The sequence below is a fragment of the Megamonas sp. Calf98-2 genome (assembly GCF_900110235.1).
GTDB classification, from domain to species: domain Bacteria; phylum Bacillota; class Negativicutes; order Selenomonadales; family Selenomonadaceae; genus Megamonas; species Megamonas funiformis.
Genome location: NZ_FOCY01000029.1, coordinates 1 through 18682, shown reverse-complemented (window position 1 = coordinate 18682; position 18682 = coordinate 1). Strand labels below are relative to the sequence as shown.

Here is an 18682-nt window from a genome sequence, read left to right as displayed (position 1 = left end):
AAAGAGGTTTAATTATGTCTAGAGTTGGTATAGGCTATGATGTGCATAAATTAGTAACTGACCGCAAACTTATTTTAGGAGGCGTTGATATTCCTCATGAAAAAGGTCTACTGGGTCATTCTGATGCTGATGTATTACTTCATGCAATCTCTGATGCTCTACTTGGTGCTGCTGCTCTTGGTGATATCGGCAAACATTTTCCTGACACAGATGAAAGATTTAAAGGTATCTCCAGCTTAATATTGTTAAAACATGTAGGAGAACTTTTACAAGCTAAAAACTATAAAATCAACAATATCGATGCTACTATTGTTGCTCAACGACCAAAATTATTGCCATTCATTCCTACTATGCAAAAAAATGTGGCTGAAACTTTAAATTTGCCTATTGAAGATGTCAATATTAAAGCTACTACAGAAGAACGTTTAGGCTTTACAGGTAGTGAAGAAGGAATTTCCTCTTATGCTATGTGTAGTATTGATAAATTAAATTTATAAAAAATTAATTTATCCTTATTTCTCTGCTCAAGTGCTTGCCTTTGTATGGTATAATAGAATTTGCTAAATAAATTTCATAATTATCAATTCATATATTTGGAGGTATCACTAATGTCTGAACAAATCAGAGTTAGATTTGCACCAAGTCCTACTGGTCCATTCCATATTGGTGGGGCAAGAAGTGCATTATTCAACTGGTTATTAGCGAAAAAATACACTGATGGAAAATTTGTTTTACGTATTGAAGATACAGATAGAGTTCGCTCTACAAAAGAATCTGAGGAAAATATCAAAGCTGCTTTAAAATGGCTCGGTCTTGATTGGAATGAAGGTATTGATGTAGGTGGCGAATATGGTCCTTATCGTCAAACTGAACGTTTAGATATTTATAAAAAATTCACTGATAAATTATTAGCTGAAGGTAAAGCTTATTACTGCTATTGCACAGAAGAAGAAATCGAAGCTGAACGTCAAGCTCTTCGTGCACAAAATAAAATGCCTCTTTATGGTGGCCATTGCCGTAACCTTACACCTGAACAAATCGAAAAATACGAAGCTGAAGGTAGAAAACCTGTTATCCGCTTCCGCACTTCTTGCGACCAATCCGTAAATTTTGATGATATGGTTCGTGGAAAAATGAGCTTTGACTCCAACGGTATCGGTGATTTCGTTATCGTTAAAGCCGATGGTATCCCTGTATATAACTACGCAGTAGTAATCGATGATGCTCTAATGCATATCACTCATGTAATCCGTGCAGAAGAACATTTATCCAACACTCCTCGTCAGGTAGTTTTATATGAAGCACTTGGCTTCCCTGTACCAAAATTTGGTCATATTTCTCTTATCTTGGGTAAAGACCATACAAAAATGAGTAAACGTCACGGTGCAACTTCCGTTGAACAATATAAAAACCTCGGATATTTACCAGAAGCAATCGTTAACTTCTTAGCACTTTTAGGCTGGGCTCCTCAAAGTGAACAAGAAATCTTCTCCATTGATGAATTAATCAAAGAATTCTCTATGGACCATGTAGCTAAAAATCCAGCTGTATTCGATATCGACAAATTAAACTGGATCAACGCTCAATACATGAAAAAAATCCCTGCTTCTCAAATCACACAGATGGCTATTCCTCATCTCATCGAAAAAGGCTATATCTCTGATACTCCAGATGAACAAGAAATGGCTAGATTAAATCGCTTCACAGAAGTTATTCGCGATCATTTGAGTTTTGCTGCTCAATATGTAGATTTCGCTGACCTCTATTATAAAGATGATTTCACAGTAGAAGATGATGAATGTAAAGCTGTTCTTGAAGAAGAAACTGCAACTGAAGTTATCACTATGTTTAAAAATAAATTAGCTGAGCTTACAGAATTCACAGCTGAAAATATCCAACCAATTTTCAAACAAATCATGAAAGACTTCAAAGCTAATAAAGGTATAAAATTAGGCGGAAAATTCGTTTATATGCCTATTCGTATTGCTTTAACTGGTCAAATGCATGGCCCTGACCTTGCTGGTCTTGTAGAAGTTTTAGGCTATGAACGTGCAGCAAAACGCATTGAACGCACTTTAGCTTAAATCTAATTAAAATTTATAAAGAAATAATCCATATAACCCAGCTATTTTTTGGCTGGGTTATACGTTATAACGGTGAGCATTATGAACTTATTATCAACTTTAAAAAAAGATATTCGTGTTGTATTTGAGCGTGACCCTGCTGCCAAAAGTATATTTGAAGTTCTCTTATGTTATCCTGGTTTGCATGCTATTTGGCTTTACCGCTTAAGTCATTATTTCTACAAAAAAAATTGGGTAGTCATTCCTCGTTTAATCTCTCATTTAGGTAGATTTTTGACAGGAATTGAAATCCACCCTGGTGCGCAAATAGGCCCTGGTTTATTCATTGACCATGGTTCCGGTATCGTCATTGGCGAAACTACTATTATCGGTAAAAATGTTACCTTATACCAAGGAGTTACTTTGGGTGGTACAGGTAAAGAAAAAGGGAAACGCCACCCTACTATTGGTAATAATGTCGTAGTGGCTTGTGGTGCTAAAGTTTTAGGCTCATTCACTGTAGGCGACCATGCCAAAATTGGTGCTGGTTCTGTCGTAGTAAAACCAGTACCAGCATATGCTACTGTTGTAGGTATTCCGGGTAGAGTCATTTTAATCAAAGGTGAAAAAACACAAGTTGAAGAAAAACCAATTTCTCCAAAAATGCGTGAATTAGCCGAAGAGCTCGACGTCGATTTATCTCATGATAAGTTACCAGACCCTGAATTAGATATGATTAAAACACTTTCTCATCGTATTTCTGATTTACAATTACAATTAGAAAAACTAAAAAAAGAATTGGAGGATTCCAAGAATAATCATGCTTAAAGTTTATAATACTCTAACAAAACAAAAAGAAGAATTCAAACCACTAAAAGAGGGACAAGTAAGCATTTATGTTTGCGGTGTTACACCATACAATCACCCTCATATTGGTAATGCTCGCCCATTCGTTACTTGGGACGTAATCAAACGCTATTTCACTCATCTTGGCTATAAAGTAAAACATATCCAAAACTTTACTGATGTAGATGATAAAATCATCCGCACTGCTAACCAAGAAGGTGTAAATTGGAGCGATATCTCCACAAGATATATCAATTCTTATTTTGAAGTAATGGATAAACTTCATGTAAAACATGCTGATATTTATCCTAAAGTATCTCAAACTATTCCAGAAATCATTGACATGATATCTGTACTCATTGATAAAGGCTATGCTTATGAATTAAATGGCGATGTTTATTTCAGCGTAGAAAAATTCAAAGGTTATGGTAAATTAAGTGGCCGTAAACTTGAAGATATGATGGCTGGTGCTCGCATTGAAGTCAATGAAAGCAAACACAATCCTATGGATTTTGCTCTTTGGAAAGCAGCAAAACCAGGTGAACCATTCTGGGAAAGCCCATGGGGCAATGGTCGTCCTGGCTGGCATATTGAATGTTCTACTATGTCTTTAAAATATCTTGGTAAAACATTTGATTTCCATGGTGGCGGTAGCGATTTAATCTTCCCTCATCATGAAAATGAAATTGCTCAATCTCAAGCTTATTGTGGTGATGACCATAGTTTTGCTCGCTATTGGCTTCATAATGGATTTATCACAATCAATCAAGAAAAAATGAGTAAATCTCTCGGCAATTTCTTCACTGTTAAAGAAATCCTTGATAAATATCCAGCAGAAGTACTTCGCTTCTTCATCGTATCTACTCATTATCGTAGCCCACTTGATTTCAGTGATGCTCGTCTTGATGAAGCTACAACTAGCTTAAACCGTTTGAAAAATGCTCTTGATAATCTCAAAGAATTAGCTAAAAACACAACTGATGCTACATCTGGTGAAGAACTTATCGCCAAAGCAAAACAGTGCAAACAAAATTTCTTTGAAGCTATGGACGATGATTTCAACACAGCTCTTGCTATTGCAAATATGTTTGACCTTTCTAAAGAAATCAATATCTACTACAATGAAGTAACTTCCGGTAAAGTAGCTTGCAGTAAAGTAGCTGTTGATACTGCTCTTGATGTATTCAGTGAAATGGCTGATATCATTGGTATTTTAGAAGAAGATGATAACTCCGCTGACGATGGACTTGTGGATAATCTCATGAATTTAATCATTGATATTCGTCAAAATGCTCGTAAAAATAAAGATTGGGCAACTGCTGATAAAATCCGTGACGAACTTAAAAATATCGGTATTACTTTAGAAGATTCTCCTACTGGTGTTCGCTGGAAAAAATAATGAAATTCAAACAATATCAATATTTAAAACAACATCTTTTTAAATTTACAGCACCTGATGAATTAAAAAATCGTTATGAAGATATACCTACGCGCAATCTATCTCCGCTTGTTTTAGCCTATGTAGGTGATGCTTATTATCATCTTTATATACGCACAAGATTACTCAATTTTGAACAATCTCGCGTACATCTTTTGAATGATTTCAGTATGAAATTAGTTTCAGCTACGCTTCAAGCACAAGCTTATAAAGCTATCAAAGACGATTTAACGGAAGATGAAGCATATGTCTTCAAGCGTGGAAAAAATGCTAAATCGCACGCTCCACGTGTGGCTTCAGTCCATGATTATCATATAAGCACAGGATTTGAAGCAGTTTTAGGTTATCTATATCTCAATAAAGATTTCACTCGCTTAGATGAACTTTGTGAAAAATCTTTTATTGCTGTAGCTCAAAATTTATCCCAACAGGAATAATAAATAAAAATAAAGGTATCTTTCTTAATTGAAAGTACCTTTATTTTTTATAAATAGATATCATATCTTTATCATTGAAAAATTTTATTTTTTTAGTATAATATAGTTTATATGTGCCCATAGTCTAATGGATAGAACGTTGACCTCCGGAGTCAAAAATACAGGTTCGATTCCTGTTGGGCACACCAATTTTAAGTATCAGCACAGAAAAATCTGTGCTTTTTATTTTAATCTCATTAAATTAAGGAAGTGTTTCTGTTGGATATAAAATGCCCAGTCTGTCGTAGAAAACTTGGTCATGTAGCAAGACCAGAAGCCAAAGGTCGCTTTTTTTGCACTGCTTGTGATTTATGGGTTGCCTTCACTAAAAAAGATGCCAAAATTTCCTATCGCTTGCAACGACCTGGAAGATAAATTCCTCAAAATTAATCTTGAAAAGCACTTCAATTATTAGTATAATGAAGTTTGGCTATGAGGCATATACATATATTTATCTAACTCATAGTTTATTGTATCCGCCTTTTGGCGGTGTTTTATTTTATATTGGAGATGATTTTATGATTAGTACCTCTATCCATCGTGTTAATTTTTATGATACTGATGCTATGGCTGTCGTACATCATTCTAACTACATACGTTGGTTTGAAATTGGCCGTGTTAATTTCTTACGTGAAATCGGTATCACACTTGGCGAAATGATGGAAGATGGCTATGTTTTTCCTATCACCGAAGTGAAATGTAAATATATAGCTTCAGGTAAATTTGATGATGTTTTACGCATAGAAACTACACCTGTAGCTTTAACCAAAGTAAAAATGGAATTCAGCTATAAAATCTATCGCGATTGTGATAATACTTTATTAGTTGAAGGTTTCACTCAAAATGTATTCACAAGCAAAGCTACTGGTCATATAACTCGTTTGCCTGAAAAATACTATACAAAAATGCAAAATGCTTTAAAATAATAACAATAAGGAGCAACAGTAATGGATAGCAATTCACCTATAGGTGTTTTTGATTCTGGTCTTGGAGGTCTCACAGTATTAAAAGAACTAAGACGCCTTTTACCTCATGAAAATTTTATATTTGTCGGAGATTCAGCTCGTGCCCCATATGGTTCACGCACTCCTGAAGAAATCATTTCATTTCTACAACAATTTATGGATTATTTCCAATCTCGTGGCGTAAAAATGGCAGTTTGTGCTTGCAATACTATGACATCTTATGGTTATCCAGTAATTAAAGACAAAACTTCTTTTGCTTTAGTTCCTATGAACCCAGCTATCATTCCTGCTGTTAAAGCTTCTGCAAATAAACATATCGGTGTTATCGCTACAGAAGCTACTATCAAAAAAGGTATGCATAAACAAGCAGCTTCTAACCTTGATCCACATATAAAGGTTTTTGGTGTAGGTTGCCCAAAATTTGTACCATTGATTGAAACAGGTCATATTCATGATAATGCTATTGATGAAGCTGTACAAGAATATGCAGACAAATTTAAAACTAGCGATATTCACTCTTTAATTTTAGGTTGTACACATTATCCTATCATCAGTGAAGTTTTAACAAAACATTTTGGCAAAGATGTTGCTTTAATCAATCCAGCCTTAGAAACAGCTAAAGATGCTGCTACTATACTTACAAAAAATAATTTACTCAATACACAAGAACAATCTGGTTCTCTTGAATTACGCTTTTCTGCCAAACAGAATAATTCTGAAAAAATGGCTGAAATTATTTTAGGTAGTGATATTCCACCTATTACAGATGTAGATTTAACTACATTTGCAAAATAACACAATTGGGGGCATTGATGTGGATTTTATTATCACAATTATTCTATGGATTTTAATTATTTTATTCTTACTCAATGAAGTAATCATTCGTGTTGTTGGTGATGCTATTGTCAACATGAAAGCTAGCGAACATACACCATTTACTGTTGATGAAATCACTCAAGACAGTATTTCACTTAGCACTACTATCAATGTTGCCAATGAAGGTAAACAATGTGCTACAATCATGGACTGTTACGTTCGTCAACTTTTACCATATGAACAATTTGATGGTGTAAAAGTTGAAGCAAAAGCTGAATTAAAAGGCGTTTCTCGTGAAGATGATTATTTTGAAGCTGTATTAATTCAGAAAAAAGAAAGCATTGACATTGTTATTCGCGTTAAATTAATTGACCGTAAAAACAATGATATCAAACAAACACTTACTCATATGGTTGATTTACCACTTGATATCGTTTATCAGCATGCTGCACGTTACCCATGGAAAATCTCCAAAGAAACAATCGTGCTTACATCTGAAGAAATCGCTAAATTAGCAGATATCAAGCTTGCAGATTAATTTATAAGAACTTGTTAATATTTTAAATTTATAACTGTAAAAAAGGAAGGTAAATCATGTCTGAAGTTAAAATTATACCCATTCCGACTCGTATTCTAACAAAAAAAGATGATATTGTAGATACTATCGAAAAATATACAAAAGATAAAATTGGTCCTGATGATGTCATCACTGTAGCTGAAAGCGTTGTCGCTATTACTCAAGGATTATACATTCGTCCTGAAGACCTCAAAATCTCTCATATGGCTCAATTTTGTTGCCGTTTTATTCCAGATTATGGTAGTCTTGCAACTCCTCATGGCATGGAATCATTAATGATTAAAGAAGGTCATTTCCGTGTAGCTGCTGGCTTATTTATCGGCTTCTTAGCAAAATTAGTAGGTAAATCTGGTGTATTCTATCAAATCGCTGGCCGTCAAACAGCTCTTATCGATGATGTGACTGGCACAATGCCACCATTTGATAAATCTATCGTTTATGGCCCTGAAAACACAAAAGAAGTAGTTAATAATTTAAAATCTCGCCTTAACTGCTTTGGTGCTGTAATCGCCGATGTTAACGACTTAAAACGTTCTCGTATCGTAGATGTAACAGATGGCTGTAATGGTCAAATGGTTGCTAAATTACTTATCGATAATCCATTTGGTAACGCATCTCAAAAAACACCAATTGCTATAATTAAAAACTTTAAACAATACCAAGAACAAAATTCTTAATTCAATTATATATAGGCAAAATAAAAAGATGTTTTCAAAAGAAAACATCTTTTTTATTTATTGTCTATCAAAGTTTTTATAGTAATCTCTGAAAATTTTTCTTCAATTATATTTTGAAAATTAGTATAAAATTTTCTTATCGAACAATTATCAACAGCATCTCTACTGCAATAATTATCTTCTTCTAAACAACGATTTACATACATCGTTGGTTCCATTACTTTAACTATTTCTAATAAAGATATCTCTTCTGGCTTTTTAGCCAATAAAAAACCACCATATACACCCGAACGACGTTCTATCAACTCAGCAGCTACCAAGCTACGTGTTATTTTCAATACATATTTTTGAGGAATTTTCATCGTCATAGAGATATCTTTTGAAGATACTACTTCGCCATCTCTATTAGCTAATGCTAAAATAATTCTAATAGCATAGTCTGTTGTAATATTCAACTGCATCGCTTTCTATTTCTCCTTATATAACTCTATATAACTACTTCAAGTTAGTTTATCAGTAAAATATTTTATCTAAAAATTTAACTATAAATCAATATCTAAAAAGCTGTTTTTATTATATTTTAATTATATTTCAAGTCATTAAAAAAACTAATATAAAAAGACCCCACAAGAAGTGGAGCCTTTTCATATTTAAAATTATTTAGCAGCAAAGAATTTTTTTGCAACTTCAGCATCGAGGTTGTAAAGTAAAACATCTTCGTCAGTTGGGTTAGCAACACCAAGTTCTTTAAGAGTTTTAACAGTACGTTTTTTGAAGAATTCTTCAGCAACAGCTGGGAAGAGAGCATAAGATAATACATCTTCTTCGCTAGCGTTAGGGAAGCCTTTAGCTGCAAGTTCTGCTTTGAATTTATCCATACCTGGTTCGAGAAGGTCTGCTGGACGGCAAGTAACCAAGTCTTCTTCTTTAATGCCGCATTTTTCAAGAACTTCTGGGTTAACAGGCTGTGGAGTACGACCGAATTCACCACGAGCAAGTTTTTTGAATTCGTCTGGAACCATTTTATAACGTTCGCCAGTCATAACGTTGAATGTAGCCATAGTACCTACAATCTGGCTAGAAGGAGTAACGAGTGGTGGGTAACCAAGGTCAGCACGAACGCGTGGCATTTCATCAAGAAGATCTTGATATTTATCAGCCATACCCATTTCTTTTAACTGATTAACAAGGTTGGATAACATACCACCTGGAATCTGGAAGTCAAGAACGTTAGGGTTAACATCGAAGTAACCTTTTAAACCAAATTCGTCAATGATTTCTTTTTTAACACCGAGGAAGTGTTTAGCGATTGGAGTCATAGCCTGACGGTCAAGACCTGTATCATATTCAGTACCTTCAAGTGCAGCAACCATAGTTTCTGTACAAGGCTGAGAAGTATCCATAGCGAATGGAGAAAGTGCACAGTCAATTACATCTACACCAGCTTCGATAGCTTTCATGTAAGCCATGGAACCAAAACCGCTAGTATAGTGAGTGTGTAACTGAATAGGAAGTTTTGTGGATGCTTTTAATTCTTTAACGAGTTCATAAGCATCATATGGTTTTAATAAACCAGACATATCTTTAATGCAGATGGAATCAACGCCCATAGCATCAAGTTCTTTAGCTAATTTACCAAATTCAGCAATAGTGTGAGGACCGCCAACTGTGTAAACTAAGCAACCTTGAACTTCTACAGAATGTTCAACTTCAGCTTTAGCTTCTTTAGCAGCTTCTACAGCTGTTTTGAGGTTACGAGTATCATTGAGAGCATCAAAGATACGGAATACACCAATACCATGTTGAGCAGCTTTTTTAACGAAAGCACGAACAACATCATCTGGATATTGGTAGTAACCTAAAAGGTTCTGACCACGAAGCAACATCTGAATAGGAGTTTTAAGATGAGCTTTTAATGTGTCAAGACGTTCCCATGGATCTTCATCAAGGAAACGAAGGCAGCTATCAAATGTAGCTCCGCCCCAAGCTTCTAAAGATTTGTAGCCAATAGCATCGAGAGCTTCGAGCTGTGGAAGCATCTGGGAAAGACGCATACGTGTAGCAAGCAAGGACTGATGGCCATCGCGTAATACTGTTTCAGTAATTTTTACTTTTGCCATAATAAAATAAACACTCCTTCATATATATGCAATTGACAATTCACATATCTATGTGATTTTAAGACATAATGACACTACCTATATTAATTTATAACATAGGATTTAAATATCTATCTTAGAGGTTGTTGCCCCAACCTTTTATATTCATACGCTCTTAAATTAAGAGCATTATGTTATACCAAAGTCATACAACACATATAATATTAATTATATCTATTATATCATATTTTAAGTTTTTATAAAGTATTCTCACAAATAAATCTTTCATACTTATTACTTATGAAATACCCAAAAATTAACCTATGTACAATATAAAAAATAGAACATAACATTCTATTTACAGTATAGGTATTAATAAAACTATTGTCAATGACTTTATGTGATTTTTTTAACATATTTAATGTTATCATAAATTTTATTTATGATAATGAGATTTTATACAGCTTCTAATAAATAATTAATTACTTTTTTGCTTTTCTACTATATCTTTTAGCCACTTCGGCATATCTAATCCATAAATGCATACAAAACAATAAACGGTAATATATGTGTCAATCAAACTGTCATGAGCTTTTCCTAAATTTGGACATCTATAATACTGCGCGCAAGATTTCAAGCTAGGCATATTATTATCATTGCTATAAACTCGTGAAAAAGATTTTTGTAAATCATAAATAATAGTATTTTTACCTACAAAAATTTTATCTTTTTTCATAAAGCGCAAATCATTTTCAATGCCATAGCCAATGACCATATCTGCATGTTTAAATAAATTTTTTATTGTTGCTTGATGAGCATTTATCGTAAAACAATCTTTTACCATTTCTGGTGTTATATGGTGTATAGCTTCTGTATCTTTCCACGATTTACATTTTCGTGGCTTTATATACTCATTGAATACCACACCTTTATATAAATCCACAATACTAAATTGTAAAATTTCATCATATCTAGTATTGCCACCAGTCATTTCTAAATCAAAAAATAATATAGAGGGATTTGTTTCTACTGATGCAATATATTCTTGTTTAAAAAACAAATTTTACACATCCTAAATCTCTAAAAATTATACTTTTACTATTCCTTCTTTTTATATAAGATTATTGCCAAAATTAAACCTATAGTCAAAATAACAGTTTCAAATACTACTATACCGCTCCAACCATAATTACTTAAAAAAGTACCGCCGATTGTACCAAATGTACTAGCACCAATATAGTAAAATAGCATATACATCGCAGAAACTTGCGCTTTATCATTTTGACAACTCTGCGGTGCCCACGCACAATCATTTGAATGCACACCAAAAAAGCCATAAGTAAATATAGCAAGACCTATTATCTTCACGATTAAAGGCATAAATAAAGTCAATAAAATACCAACTAATTGAATAATAACAGAAATCACGATTATTATTCCATGACCATAATGGTCAGATAATGTTCCCATAACGGCTGAACTTACTGAACCTACTAAATAAAGCACAAAGATAAAGCCAATTATAGTTTGGCTCAAATTATAAGGTTCTGTCATCAATACATAAGAAATAAAATTATACGTACATACAAAACAGCCCATTACACAAAAAGCTATTAAATATATCATAATTATTTTCTTATTTTGCAATAAACTCAAAAAATCTTTCCATTGTATTTTAATTTTACCATGTTCGATTTTTTTATTTAAAGATGGTGGCAAGAAAATCCACATCATGATTGCACTCAATAAATATAATATACCGGCAATCATCAAGCCCATTCTCCATGAAGCTACATCTGTTAAGGTACTGATTAAAATACGACCAACTAGACCGCCAAGAGGCGTTGCTGCTACATAAACACCAATAGCAGCACCGATTATTTTAGGATTGAATTCCTCATTTATATAAGCTACAGCTAAAGAAGGAAAACCTGCCAATAAAATTCCCTGTACAAAACGCAAAGCCAAAATCAATGCAAATTCTTCTGTAATTGACATCAACAATATCAATATAGAAGAAATCCCCAAAGCGATTACCATGACTTTTTTACGTTCCAAATGTTTGGAAATACTAGCTATCAACAACATTGAAAAAGCCATACCGATTGTACCAAAAGACATGGATAAGCTTGCTTGTGTCGGAGTCAAGTTAAAATCTTGTGCCAAAATAGGTATAACTGGTTGCAAACAATACTCTGCCCCAAATGCTGCCAAACTACCAAAAAACATCATGATTAATGCACAGGTATATTCTCTAGTACCTTTATCTATTAATCTTGCCATCTTCAAGACCTCTTTTATTTATTTTTCATCAAATTAATTCACGGACAGACTTTATCAATCATAATATTCAACACTTCAATATCTGTTGATTTCATTCCTTCTCGACCAATATATCCTACCGCTCTAATAGTTTTTTCTAAATCATCTTTTACAATACCTTCATCAGCATGGAATACATCATCATGCATACTCATTGTATGAGCTAAAAGTGCTGCATCTAATGCTGAGGAAATTTTCGCTGCGCAAGAAGGTTTTGCCCCATCACAGATAATACCACTTGTATTAGCTAAAGTATTAATGATAGTATTGGCAATCTGATTAAAATTACCACCTAACATATAAGTAATAGCCGCACCACAAGCATAACCTGCACTTACTGCACCACAAAAAGCAGATAATTTTCCTATATATTTCTTTTGATGAATAGCTAATAAATTACTTACAAGCAATGCTCTATATAATTTTTCTTGAGAAATCTTATATTCATCTGCATACACTACTAAAGGAATTGTTACAGTCATTCCCTGATTGCCACTTCCTGAATTGATTACTACAGGCAATGAACAACCACTCATACGAGCATCAGAACCAGCTGCTGCCATAGCTCTAGCTCGAACAGGTAAGCAATCGCCATATAAAGCTAATAAATTAAGCCCTACATTAGCACCAAAATTATTTTTTATACCTTCTCTCGCAATAGCCATATTACAATTTATCTGTCTTGATAATATATCTTGTACATCTTCTAAATTTACAGTATCAGCAAATTCAATAATATTTTTTACATTTAATAAATTTCTATCCGCTTCGATTTTATCAGCTTGATTATCTATTTTATTCACTTTATCATATAATACTTCATCATCTTTTACTATTCTTATGATATTAGTATGATAATCAGATACAATAACTTGAGCTTTATGTTCATTTGCTACCACTGTTATATCTATATATAGATTATCTGTATTTTCCACTAAATCACAACTACAGATTTTAGCTTTTAATAACTGTCTTAATTTTACTCTATCTTCATCAGTTACAGATTCTAAAACTTCTAATTGCATATCAGCATTACCACCGATAATACCGAGTAGTGCTGCAGTATCAATGCCCTTTAAATCGCCAGAATTTGGAACTGTTACGCCTTTTACATTTTTAATGATATTACCACTGCATTTTACTATTACTTTTTGCGGAAATGTTTCCAAAATTTCACGAGCTTTAGCACCAGCATAAGCTATAGCAATAGGTTCAGTACATCCCAAAGCTGGCACTAATTCCTCTTTTAAAATATTTATATAATTATCGTATATTTTCTGCTCCATCGTATTACGCCAACCTTTCTATTAAAAAATTAATTATATCCTCTATAAAAAAAATATCGCAAAATAAGCAAAAAGGCAATATATTACAAGAAATTTATAATATATCACCTCTTTGACAAATTCACATACTAATTTTTATTTATTTCATTATATATATTTTCATCTAAATTACCTAATCTTTTATCAATAATCAAAGCATTCGTTACTGAGCCAGATACATTCAACATAGTTCTAGCCATATCAATCAATGGGTCTATAGCCAAAATTGGGCCAATCAAACTAAAAGAAGACGCCATGCCCACGCCAGATAAACCTACAGATGCTGCCATTGTCGCAGTTCCCGGAATACCTGCTATACCAAGTGAACCTAACGTTACTACGATTATTGTCATAACGATCATGCTAAAATCCATAGCTGTTCCTGTCAAATGGCATACATAGACAATTAATAACGAAGGAAAAATTCCTGCACAACCTTGCATACCTGCCGTTGTACCAAAACCAGCTACAAAACTTGCTGTTGCTTGATTTACACCTAATTTTTGCGTCAAAGTTTCAATCGTAACAGGCAAGCACCCTACACTAGAACGAGAAGTAAAGGCTAAAATGAGCAAGGCCAATGATTTTTTCATGTACACAATAGGATTTATGCCATTTACACTCAATGCTATCAACTGAATAATAAACTGTGCAATAATCGCTAAATACAATACAAAAATAAAATGTACTACACTTAAAATACTATCTAAACCTTTTTGCGCAATAGTATTAGCTAATAGTGCAATTACTGCCCATGGCATATAATCTAAAATCAAAAGCGCCATATTCATCAAAGCTTTATGCAAACCATTGACTAATTTACGCATAAATTCCTCAACTTTTGGCTCATCAGCTTTTATCCACCAAATAGCTCTGCCTAAAAAAGCTCCAAAAATAACCATACCAATGATATTATTTTTTACCATAGCATCAACTAAATTTCCTGGTATCAGCCCTCTAAGTGTAGTTGCCACAGAAACAATCTCTTTTGCTTTTGCCTCTGTTGCTACATTTGTCAAAGCATCGCCACCAACATTGAAGAAAATACCAAACGCTATACCTACTATAGAAGCCACAGCTACCATAGACATTGTAACTAAAATAGTTTTCTTCACTAAACGGCTCATTTTTTGCTCAGATTTCATATTCACAATGACATGAGCGATAGAAACTATTACAAGTGGTACTACTATCATTTTGATTAAATCAATATAACCATTGCCAAATAATTGTAACCAATTCGTTGTTTCTTTAATAAAAGTAACCTGCATTGGGTCATTAGGAAAACCTGCCATATACTGCATGAGTATACCTAAAATACAGCCAAGACCCATACCGATTAATACCACTAAGGAAAAATCCATTTTACGTTTGCGATAGAGATAATGAATAATGCCAAAGAAAATACATAATAAAACCAAAAATCCTACCGTATATATATCACTTATCATTAAAAATGATTGCCAAAAATCGCCATTCATAACCATACCACCTTTCATACTATTTCTATATGATTTATTATCATAACATATAATATGGAAAATTGACAATAACTTTAAATATTCATTTTTTCATTTCTTTACGATATAATATAGATTATCTAATTTTATATAAAAGGGTGATATGATGTTATATTTTGACAGCGATTATTTAGAAGGAGCACATTCCTCTATTTTAGAAAAACTTGTAACTACTAACTTTGAACAAACTCCTGGTTATGGCAATGATACATATTGCGAATCTGCTCGCGAAAAAATCCGTCAAGCTTGCAACTGTCCTGAAGCACAAGTTCATTTTCTCGTTGGCGGTACACAGACAAATGCTACTGTAATCGATGGTCTATTAAAATCATACGAAGGCGTCATTGGCGTAGATAGCGCTCATATCGAACTTCATGAAGCTGGTGCTATTGAATTTGGTGGACATAAAGTCATCACTTTACCACAAGAAGAAGGCAAACTCAAAGCCAGTGAAGTAGAAAAATATCTCACTAAATTTTATGGTGATGAAAGTTTTGAACATATGACTATTCCTGGAGCTGTATATATCTCTCACCCTACTGAATGGGGTACTTTATATACTAAACAAGAATTAGCTGGTTTATCCGCTATCTGCCACAAATACAATCTACCATTATTTTTAGATGGTGCTAGACTTGGCTATGGTCTTGCTTCTTTAAACACTGATGTTACTATGCAAGATATCGCTAAATATTGTGATGTATTTTATATTGGTGGTACAAAAGTTGGTGCATTATTCGGTGAAGCAGTAGTAATCACAAAACCAAATTTAATACCTCATTTCTTCACTATCATCAAACAACATGGGGCATTACTTGCTAAAGGTAGACTACTTGGTATTCAATTTGATACATTATTTACTGATAATCTCTATCTTAAAATCGCTAAAAATGCCATTGAAAAAGCTGAACAATTAAAAGCTATCTTCAAAGAAAAAAATTATAAATTCTTCTTAGAAACAGATACTAATCAGCAATTCATCATTTTAGAAGATATTAAACTAAAAGAACTCCGCCAAAAAATCAGCTGTAGCTTCTGGGAAAAATATGACGATACACATACAGTAGTGCGTTTTGCCACTAGCTGGGCAACACCACAATCATCTATTGATACATTAAAAGAAATTTTATAAAAATCTTCAAAAAAAGTAGTTTGATATTATATTTATCAAACTACTCTTTTTTATTTTACATAACTTTCATTAAAAATTATTTGCGGATTAGCTGTATTTGCATCAAGTGTTATTTCTACATTCAAAGGCAAAAATCCATTTATCGCTCCATGACCTACTGGCATATCATAAACTACAGGAATATTAGCTTTATCTGCATATTGCTTGATTACCTGCATTACAGAGTAATCAAATTGTGTCGGCTCTGTTGGCTCACATCTTCGCATATTACCAATGATTAAGCCCTTCACTTGCTTTAACACTCCACTTTGCCATAATTGCTGAAAACATCTATCTATTACATAAGAGTCTTCGCCGACTTCTTCAATGAATAAAATACAATTTTCACCATTTGGCTGATATTCACTGCCACATAAAGAAGCTAATACAGATAGATTACCGCCAATGATTTTACCTTTAGCATAACCTTCTTTTAATACTTTTAATTTATGATTGCTTGGCAAAACAAATTCATTATTCGCCCCTAAACTTTCATTTGCCAAACCCAATTTTAATTGATTATCTGTATAATTATAGCCATTATCGTTGATATCTATAACCATAGCCCCATGCACTGGCACTAAGTCCGCTTTTTTTATCAATGCCATATGCAATGCCGTTATATCACTATAGCCAATCACCATTTTAGGGTGCTGTTTTATCATTTCATAATTCAATAAATCAAGTATTCTACCGCTACCATAACCGCCACGAAGACAAATTATCGCATCGACTTCATCATCAGCAAAAAAATTATTTAAATCATCAGCTCTCATTTGGTCGCTACCTGCTAAATATCCTGATTGCTGATACAAATTTGGTGATAATTTCACCTTATAACCCCAATTTTGCAATTTATTGATAGCATCAGCTATATTCATATCTTCAATACCTGAAGCAGGTGCTACTATACCTATACAATCTCCTTGTTTTAGAGCATTTCCCTTCAAACTTTCAGCAAAAACAAATTCACTATGCAAACATAAACCGATGATAAAACATATACTCAATAAATATTTAAAATAATTTTTCATCACTTCACCACCAACCAACTATCAATCTTGCTCAACAATATGTTTACGCACCTTCATTGGTGTATCGCCAAAATGCTTTTTAAACAAAGTCCTAAATAATTTATAATTATTAAAACCATGTCTTGATAAAATCATAGACAAACTATCTTTTGTATTGATTAAATCTCGATAAACATAAGCTAATTTCACTTGATTTTGATACTCGATAAAAGTAACACCCATATGCTTTTTAAAAAATCTACAAAAATAATTCGTCTGAAAATGTACTAATTTTGCTATATCCTCTAAAGCTATATTTTGCTTATAATTCTCTTGCAAATATTTTAAAATTATATTCAATCTAGCTAAATCTTTTTTCCTTTGACCTACATTGACATTCATCATTTTCACACTAAAATGAGTCTTCAATTCAAACAACAATGAAAACAATAAACTATTAAACTTCAATAAAAATCCATCTTCCTTTGCGTCATAAACCCTTTTCATTTCCAACAATATGGATTTTACCTTATTTAAACACTCCTGTTTTTTTGGTGTATTTTTACTGTCATTGAGTACAAATATAATCTCTTGTATATCTGGTACAAATTGCTCTAAAAAATCTATAGGAATTTGCAACAAAATAATTGTATTTGTTTCCATCAATTTCATAGAGTGAATAGCATTTGCATTGACTAAAACACAATCACCATCATGAAGCAAAAACGATTTATTTTCTATAGTCGCCAATCTTTCGCCCTTGATTAGATAAATAAACTCTATGGATTGATGCCAATGATTAGGTATATAATTACATTTTTCCACCAAAGTACAAAAACGCACCTTCGTTATCTCCGAAAAATCTATATGCTCATAGGCAATATTCTTATTCATATTCTCCATGATTACCTCTTATTATTTTATTTAGTACACTTATTTTAACATAAAAAAAGTTATCTACTAAATCTATAAAAAAAGACTACCTCATTTTTTTGAGATAGTCTTTCGTGATGTACTCCCACCACTTTTGCTATCGCTTAGAAGTGGGGGCTTCTTGTTCGATACAACTTTTGTTGTAAGCATAAGCAAGCTATCCCCGTGCATCCCACGGTTCTTTATTTTTTATTTTATCCTAAGACTATTCTCATGCCTTCATTTCTTATATTTATCGCTGCATTTATGTCTCTATCATGCACTACTTTACAATTTGGGCATTTCCATTGTCTTATAGACAAATCTTTTACTTCTTTATTTTTATATCCACAATTACTACAAATTTGCGAACTTGCAAAATATTTCCCTACTTTTACTAATTTCTTTCCTACTTCTTTACTCTTATAATCTAAAAAATTTACAAACATTCCCCAACCATTA

General features: G+C 33.0%; 20 protein-coding genes and 1 tRNA gene. 12 read left to right on the top strand and 9 right to left on the bottom strand.

Translation table 11 applies throughout. The features are described 5' to 3' along the window. Positions 1-14: 14 nt before the first annotated feature. From ispF to BMX03_RS08870, 11 genes are all read left to right on the top strand, one after another. Positions 15-497 (top strand): 2-C-methyl-D-erythritol 2,4-cyclodiphosphate synthase, encoded by a 483-nt coding sequence (ispF, locus tag BMX03_RS08915; protein WP_075555347.1) that lies wholly within the window; start codon positions 15-17, stop codon positions 495-497. 111 nt (positions 498-608) lie between these two features. Next, positions 609-2084 (top strand): glutamate--tRNA ligase, encoded by a 1476-nt coding sequence (gene gltX, locus BMX03_RS08910; protein ID WP_091694946.1) that lies wholly within the window; start codon positions 609-611, stop codon positions 2082-2084. 81 nt (positions 2085-2165) lie between these two features. Next, positions 2166-2891 carry a serine O-acetyltransferase gene (cysE, locus tag BMX03_RS08905; protein WP_018998714.1) on the top strand — a complete coding sequence of 242 codons (726 nt, stop codon included), beginning with the start codon at positions 2166-2168 and terminating at the stop codon, positions 2889-2891. Beyond that, the gene (gene cysS / locus BMX03_RS08900; protein WP_008537346.1) at positions 2884-4308 is read left to right on the top strand and encodes a cysteine--tRNA ligase; all 1425 of its coding nucleotides are present in this window, start codon (positions 2884-2886) and stop codon (positions 4306-4308) included. Before cysE ends, cysS begins: the two co-directional genes overlap by 8 nt. Beyond that, positions 4308-4784, top strand: coding sequence for a Mini-ribonuclease 3 (locus BMX03_RS08895; RefSeq protein ID WP_022227564.1), 477 nt, complete (start codon positions 4308-4310; stop codon positions 4782-4784). Before cysS ends, BMX03_RS08895 begins: the two co-directional genes overlap by 1 nt. Before the next feature lie 113 nt (positions 4785-4897). Next, positions 4898-4972: transfer RNA gene (locus BMX03_RS08890), tRNA-Arg, on the top strand. A gap of 70 nt (positions 4973-5042) precedes the next feature. Next, positions 5043-5198: a hypothetical protein gene (locus tag BMX03_RS11170; RefSeq protein ID WP_008537344.1), complete on the top strand. Its 156-nt coding sequence runs from the start codon at positions 5043-5045 to the stop codon at positions 5196-5198. Between the two features lie 143 nt (positions 5199-5341). Continuing rightward, positions 5342-5749, top strand: coding sequence for an acyl-CoA thioesterase (locus BMX03_RS08885; RefSeq protein ID WP_008537343.1), 408 nt, complete (start codon positions 5342-5344; stop codon positions 5747-5749). Between the two features lie 21 nt (positions 5750-5770). Further along, positions 5771-6583 carry a glutamate racemase gene (murI, locus tag BMX03_RS08880; protein WP_091694944.1) on the top strand — a complete coding sequence of 271 codons (813 nt, stop codon included), beginning with the start codon at positions 5771-5773 and terminating at the stop codon, positions 6581-6583. 19 nt (positions 6584-6602) lie between these two features. Beyond that, the gene (locus tag BMX03_RS08875) at positions 6603-7142 is read left to right on the top strand and encodes a hypothetical protein (RefSeq protein WP_075555344.1); all 540 of its coding nucleotides are present in this window, start codon (positions 6603-6605) and stop codon (positions 7140-7142) included. Positions 7143-7198: 56 nt separating this feature from the next. After that, positions 7199-7858 (top strand): coenzyme F420-0:L-glutamate ligase, encoded by a 660-nt coding sequence (locus tag BMX03_RS08870; protein ID WP_008537340.1) that lies wholly within the window; start codon positions 7199-7201, stop codon positions 7856-7858. A 53-nt stretch (positions 7859-7911) separates the two neighbouring features. Here the strand turns inward: BMX03_RS08870 and BMX03_RS08865 are convergent, their stop codons facing one another. The 6 genes from BMX03_RS08865 to BMX03_RS08840 all read right to left on the bottom strand — a co-directional run bounded on the left by BMX03_RS08865 (position 7912) and on the right by BMX03_RS08840 (position 15085). After that, positions 7912-8319: an RrF2 family transcriptional regulator gene (locus BMX03_RS08865; RefSeq protein ID WP_008537338.1), complete on the bottom strand. Its 408-nt coding sequence runs from the start codon at positions 8317-8319 to the stop codon at positions 7912-7914. Positions 8320-8514: 195 nt separating this feature from the next. Then, a complete protein-coding gene (locus BMX03_RS08860) occupies positions 8515-9978 on the bottom strand; it encodes a pyruvate carboxylase subunit B (protein ID WP_015563243.1) in 1464 nt (487 codons plus the stop codon). Positions 9979-10435: 457 nt separating this feature from the next. Then, complete coding sequence (locus BMX03_RS08855) at positions 10436-11017, bottom strand: 3'-5' exonuclease family protein (protein ID WP_008537336.1); 582 nt, start codon at positions 11015-11017, stop codon at positions 10436-10438. Between the two features lie 38 nt (positions 11018-11055). Then, on the bottom strand, positions 11056-12240 hold the full coding sequence (locus BMX03_RS08850; RefSeq protein ID WP_091694941.1) for an MFS transporter: 1185 nt from the start codon (positions 12238-12240) through the stop codon (positions 11056-11058). A 38-nt stretch (positions 12241-12278) separates the two neighbouring features. Beyond that, the gene (locus tag BMX03_RS08845) at positions 12279-13565 is read right to left on the bottom strand and encodes an L-cysteine desulfidase family protein (protein WP_177159376.1); all 1287 of its coding nucleotides are present in this window, start codon (positions 13563-13565) and stop codon (positions 12279-12281) included. Positions 13566-13693: 128 nt separating this feature from the next. After that, on the bottom strand, positions 13694-15085 hold the full coding sequence (locus BMX03_RS08840) for a cation:dicarboxylate symporter family transporter (protein WP_091694936.1): 1392 nt from the start codon (positions 15083-15085) through the stop codon (positions 13694-13696). A 145-nt stretch (positions 15086-15230) separates the two neighbouring features. On the opposite strand from BMX03_RS08840, the gene BMX03_RS08835 reads away from it, so the two are divergent. Then, positions 15231-16256, top strand: a complete 1026-nt coding sequence (locus tag BMX03_RS08835) for a threonine aldolase family protein (RefSeq protein ID WP_091694933.1) — start codon at positions 15231-15233, stop codon at positions 16254-16256. A gap of 50 nt (positions 16257-16306) precedes the next feature. On the opposite strand, the gene BMX03_RS08830 is transcribed toward BMX03_RS08835, so the two are convergent. The 3 genes from BMX03_RS08830 to BMX03_RS08820 form a co-directional block, all read right to left on the bottom strand. Continuing rightward, on the bottom strand, positions 16307-17329 hold the full coding sequence (locus BMX03_RS08830; RefSeq protein ID WP_091694930.1) for a S66 peptidase family protein: 1023 nt from the start codon (positions 17327-17329) through the stop codon (positions 16307-16309). A gap of 21 nt (positions 17330-17350) precedes the next feature. Continuing rightward, complete coding sequence (locus BMX03_RS08825; RefSeq protein ID WP_091694927.1) at positions 17351-18211, bottom strand: AraC family transcriptional regulator; 861 nt, start codon at positions 18209-18211, stop codon at positions 17351-17353. Between the two features lie 224 nt (positions 18212-18435). Beyond that, positions 18436-18682 (bottom strand): zinc ribbon domain-containing protein (locus BMX03_RS08820; RefSeq protein WP_143052083.1); only part of this gene is annotated, 247 nt, incomplete at its 5' end.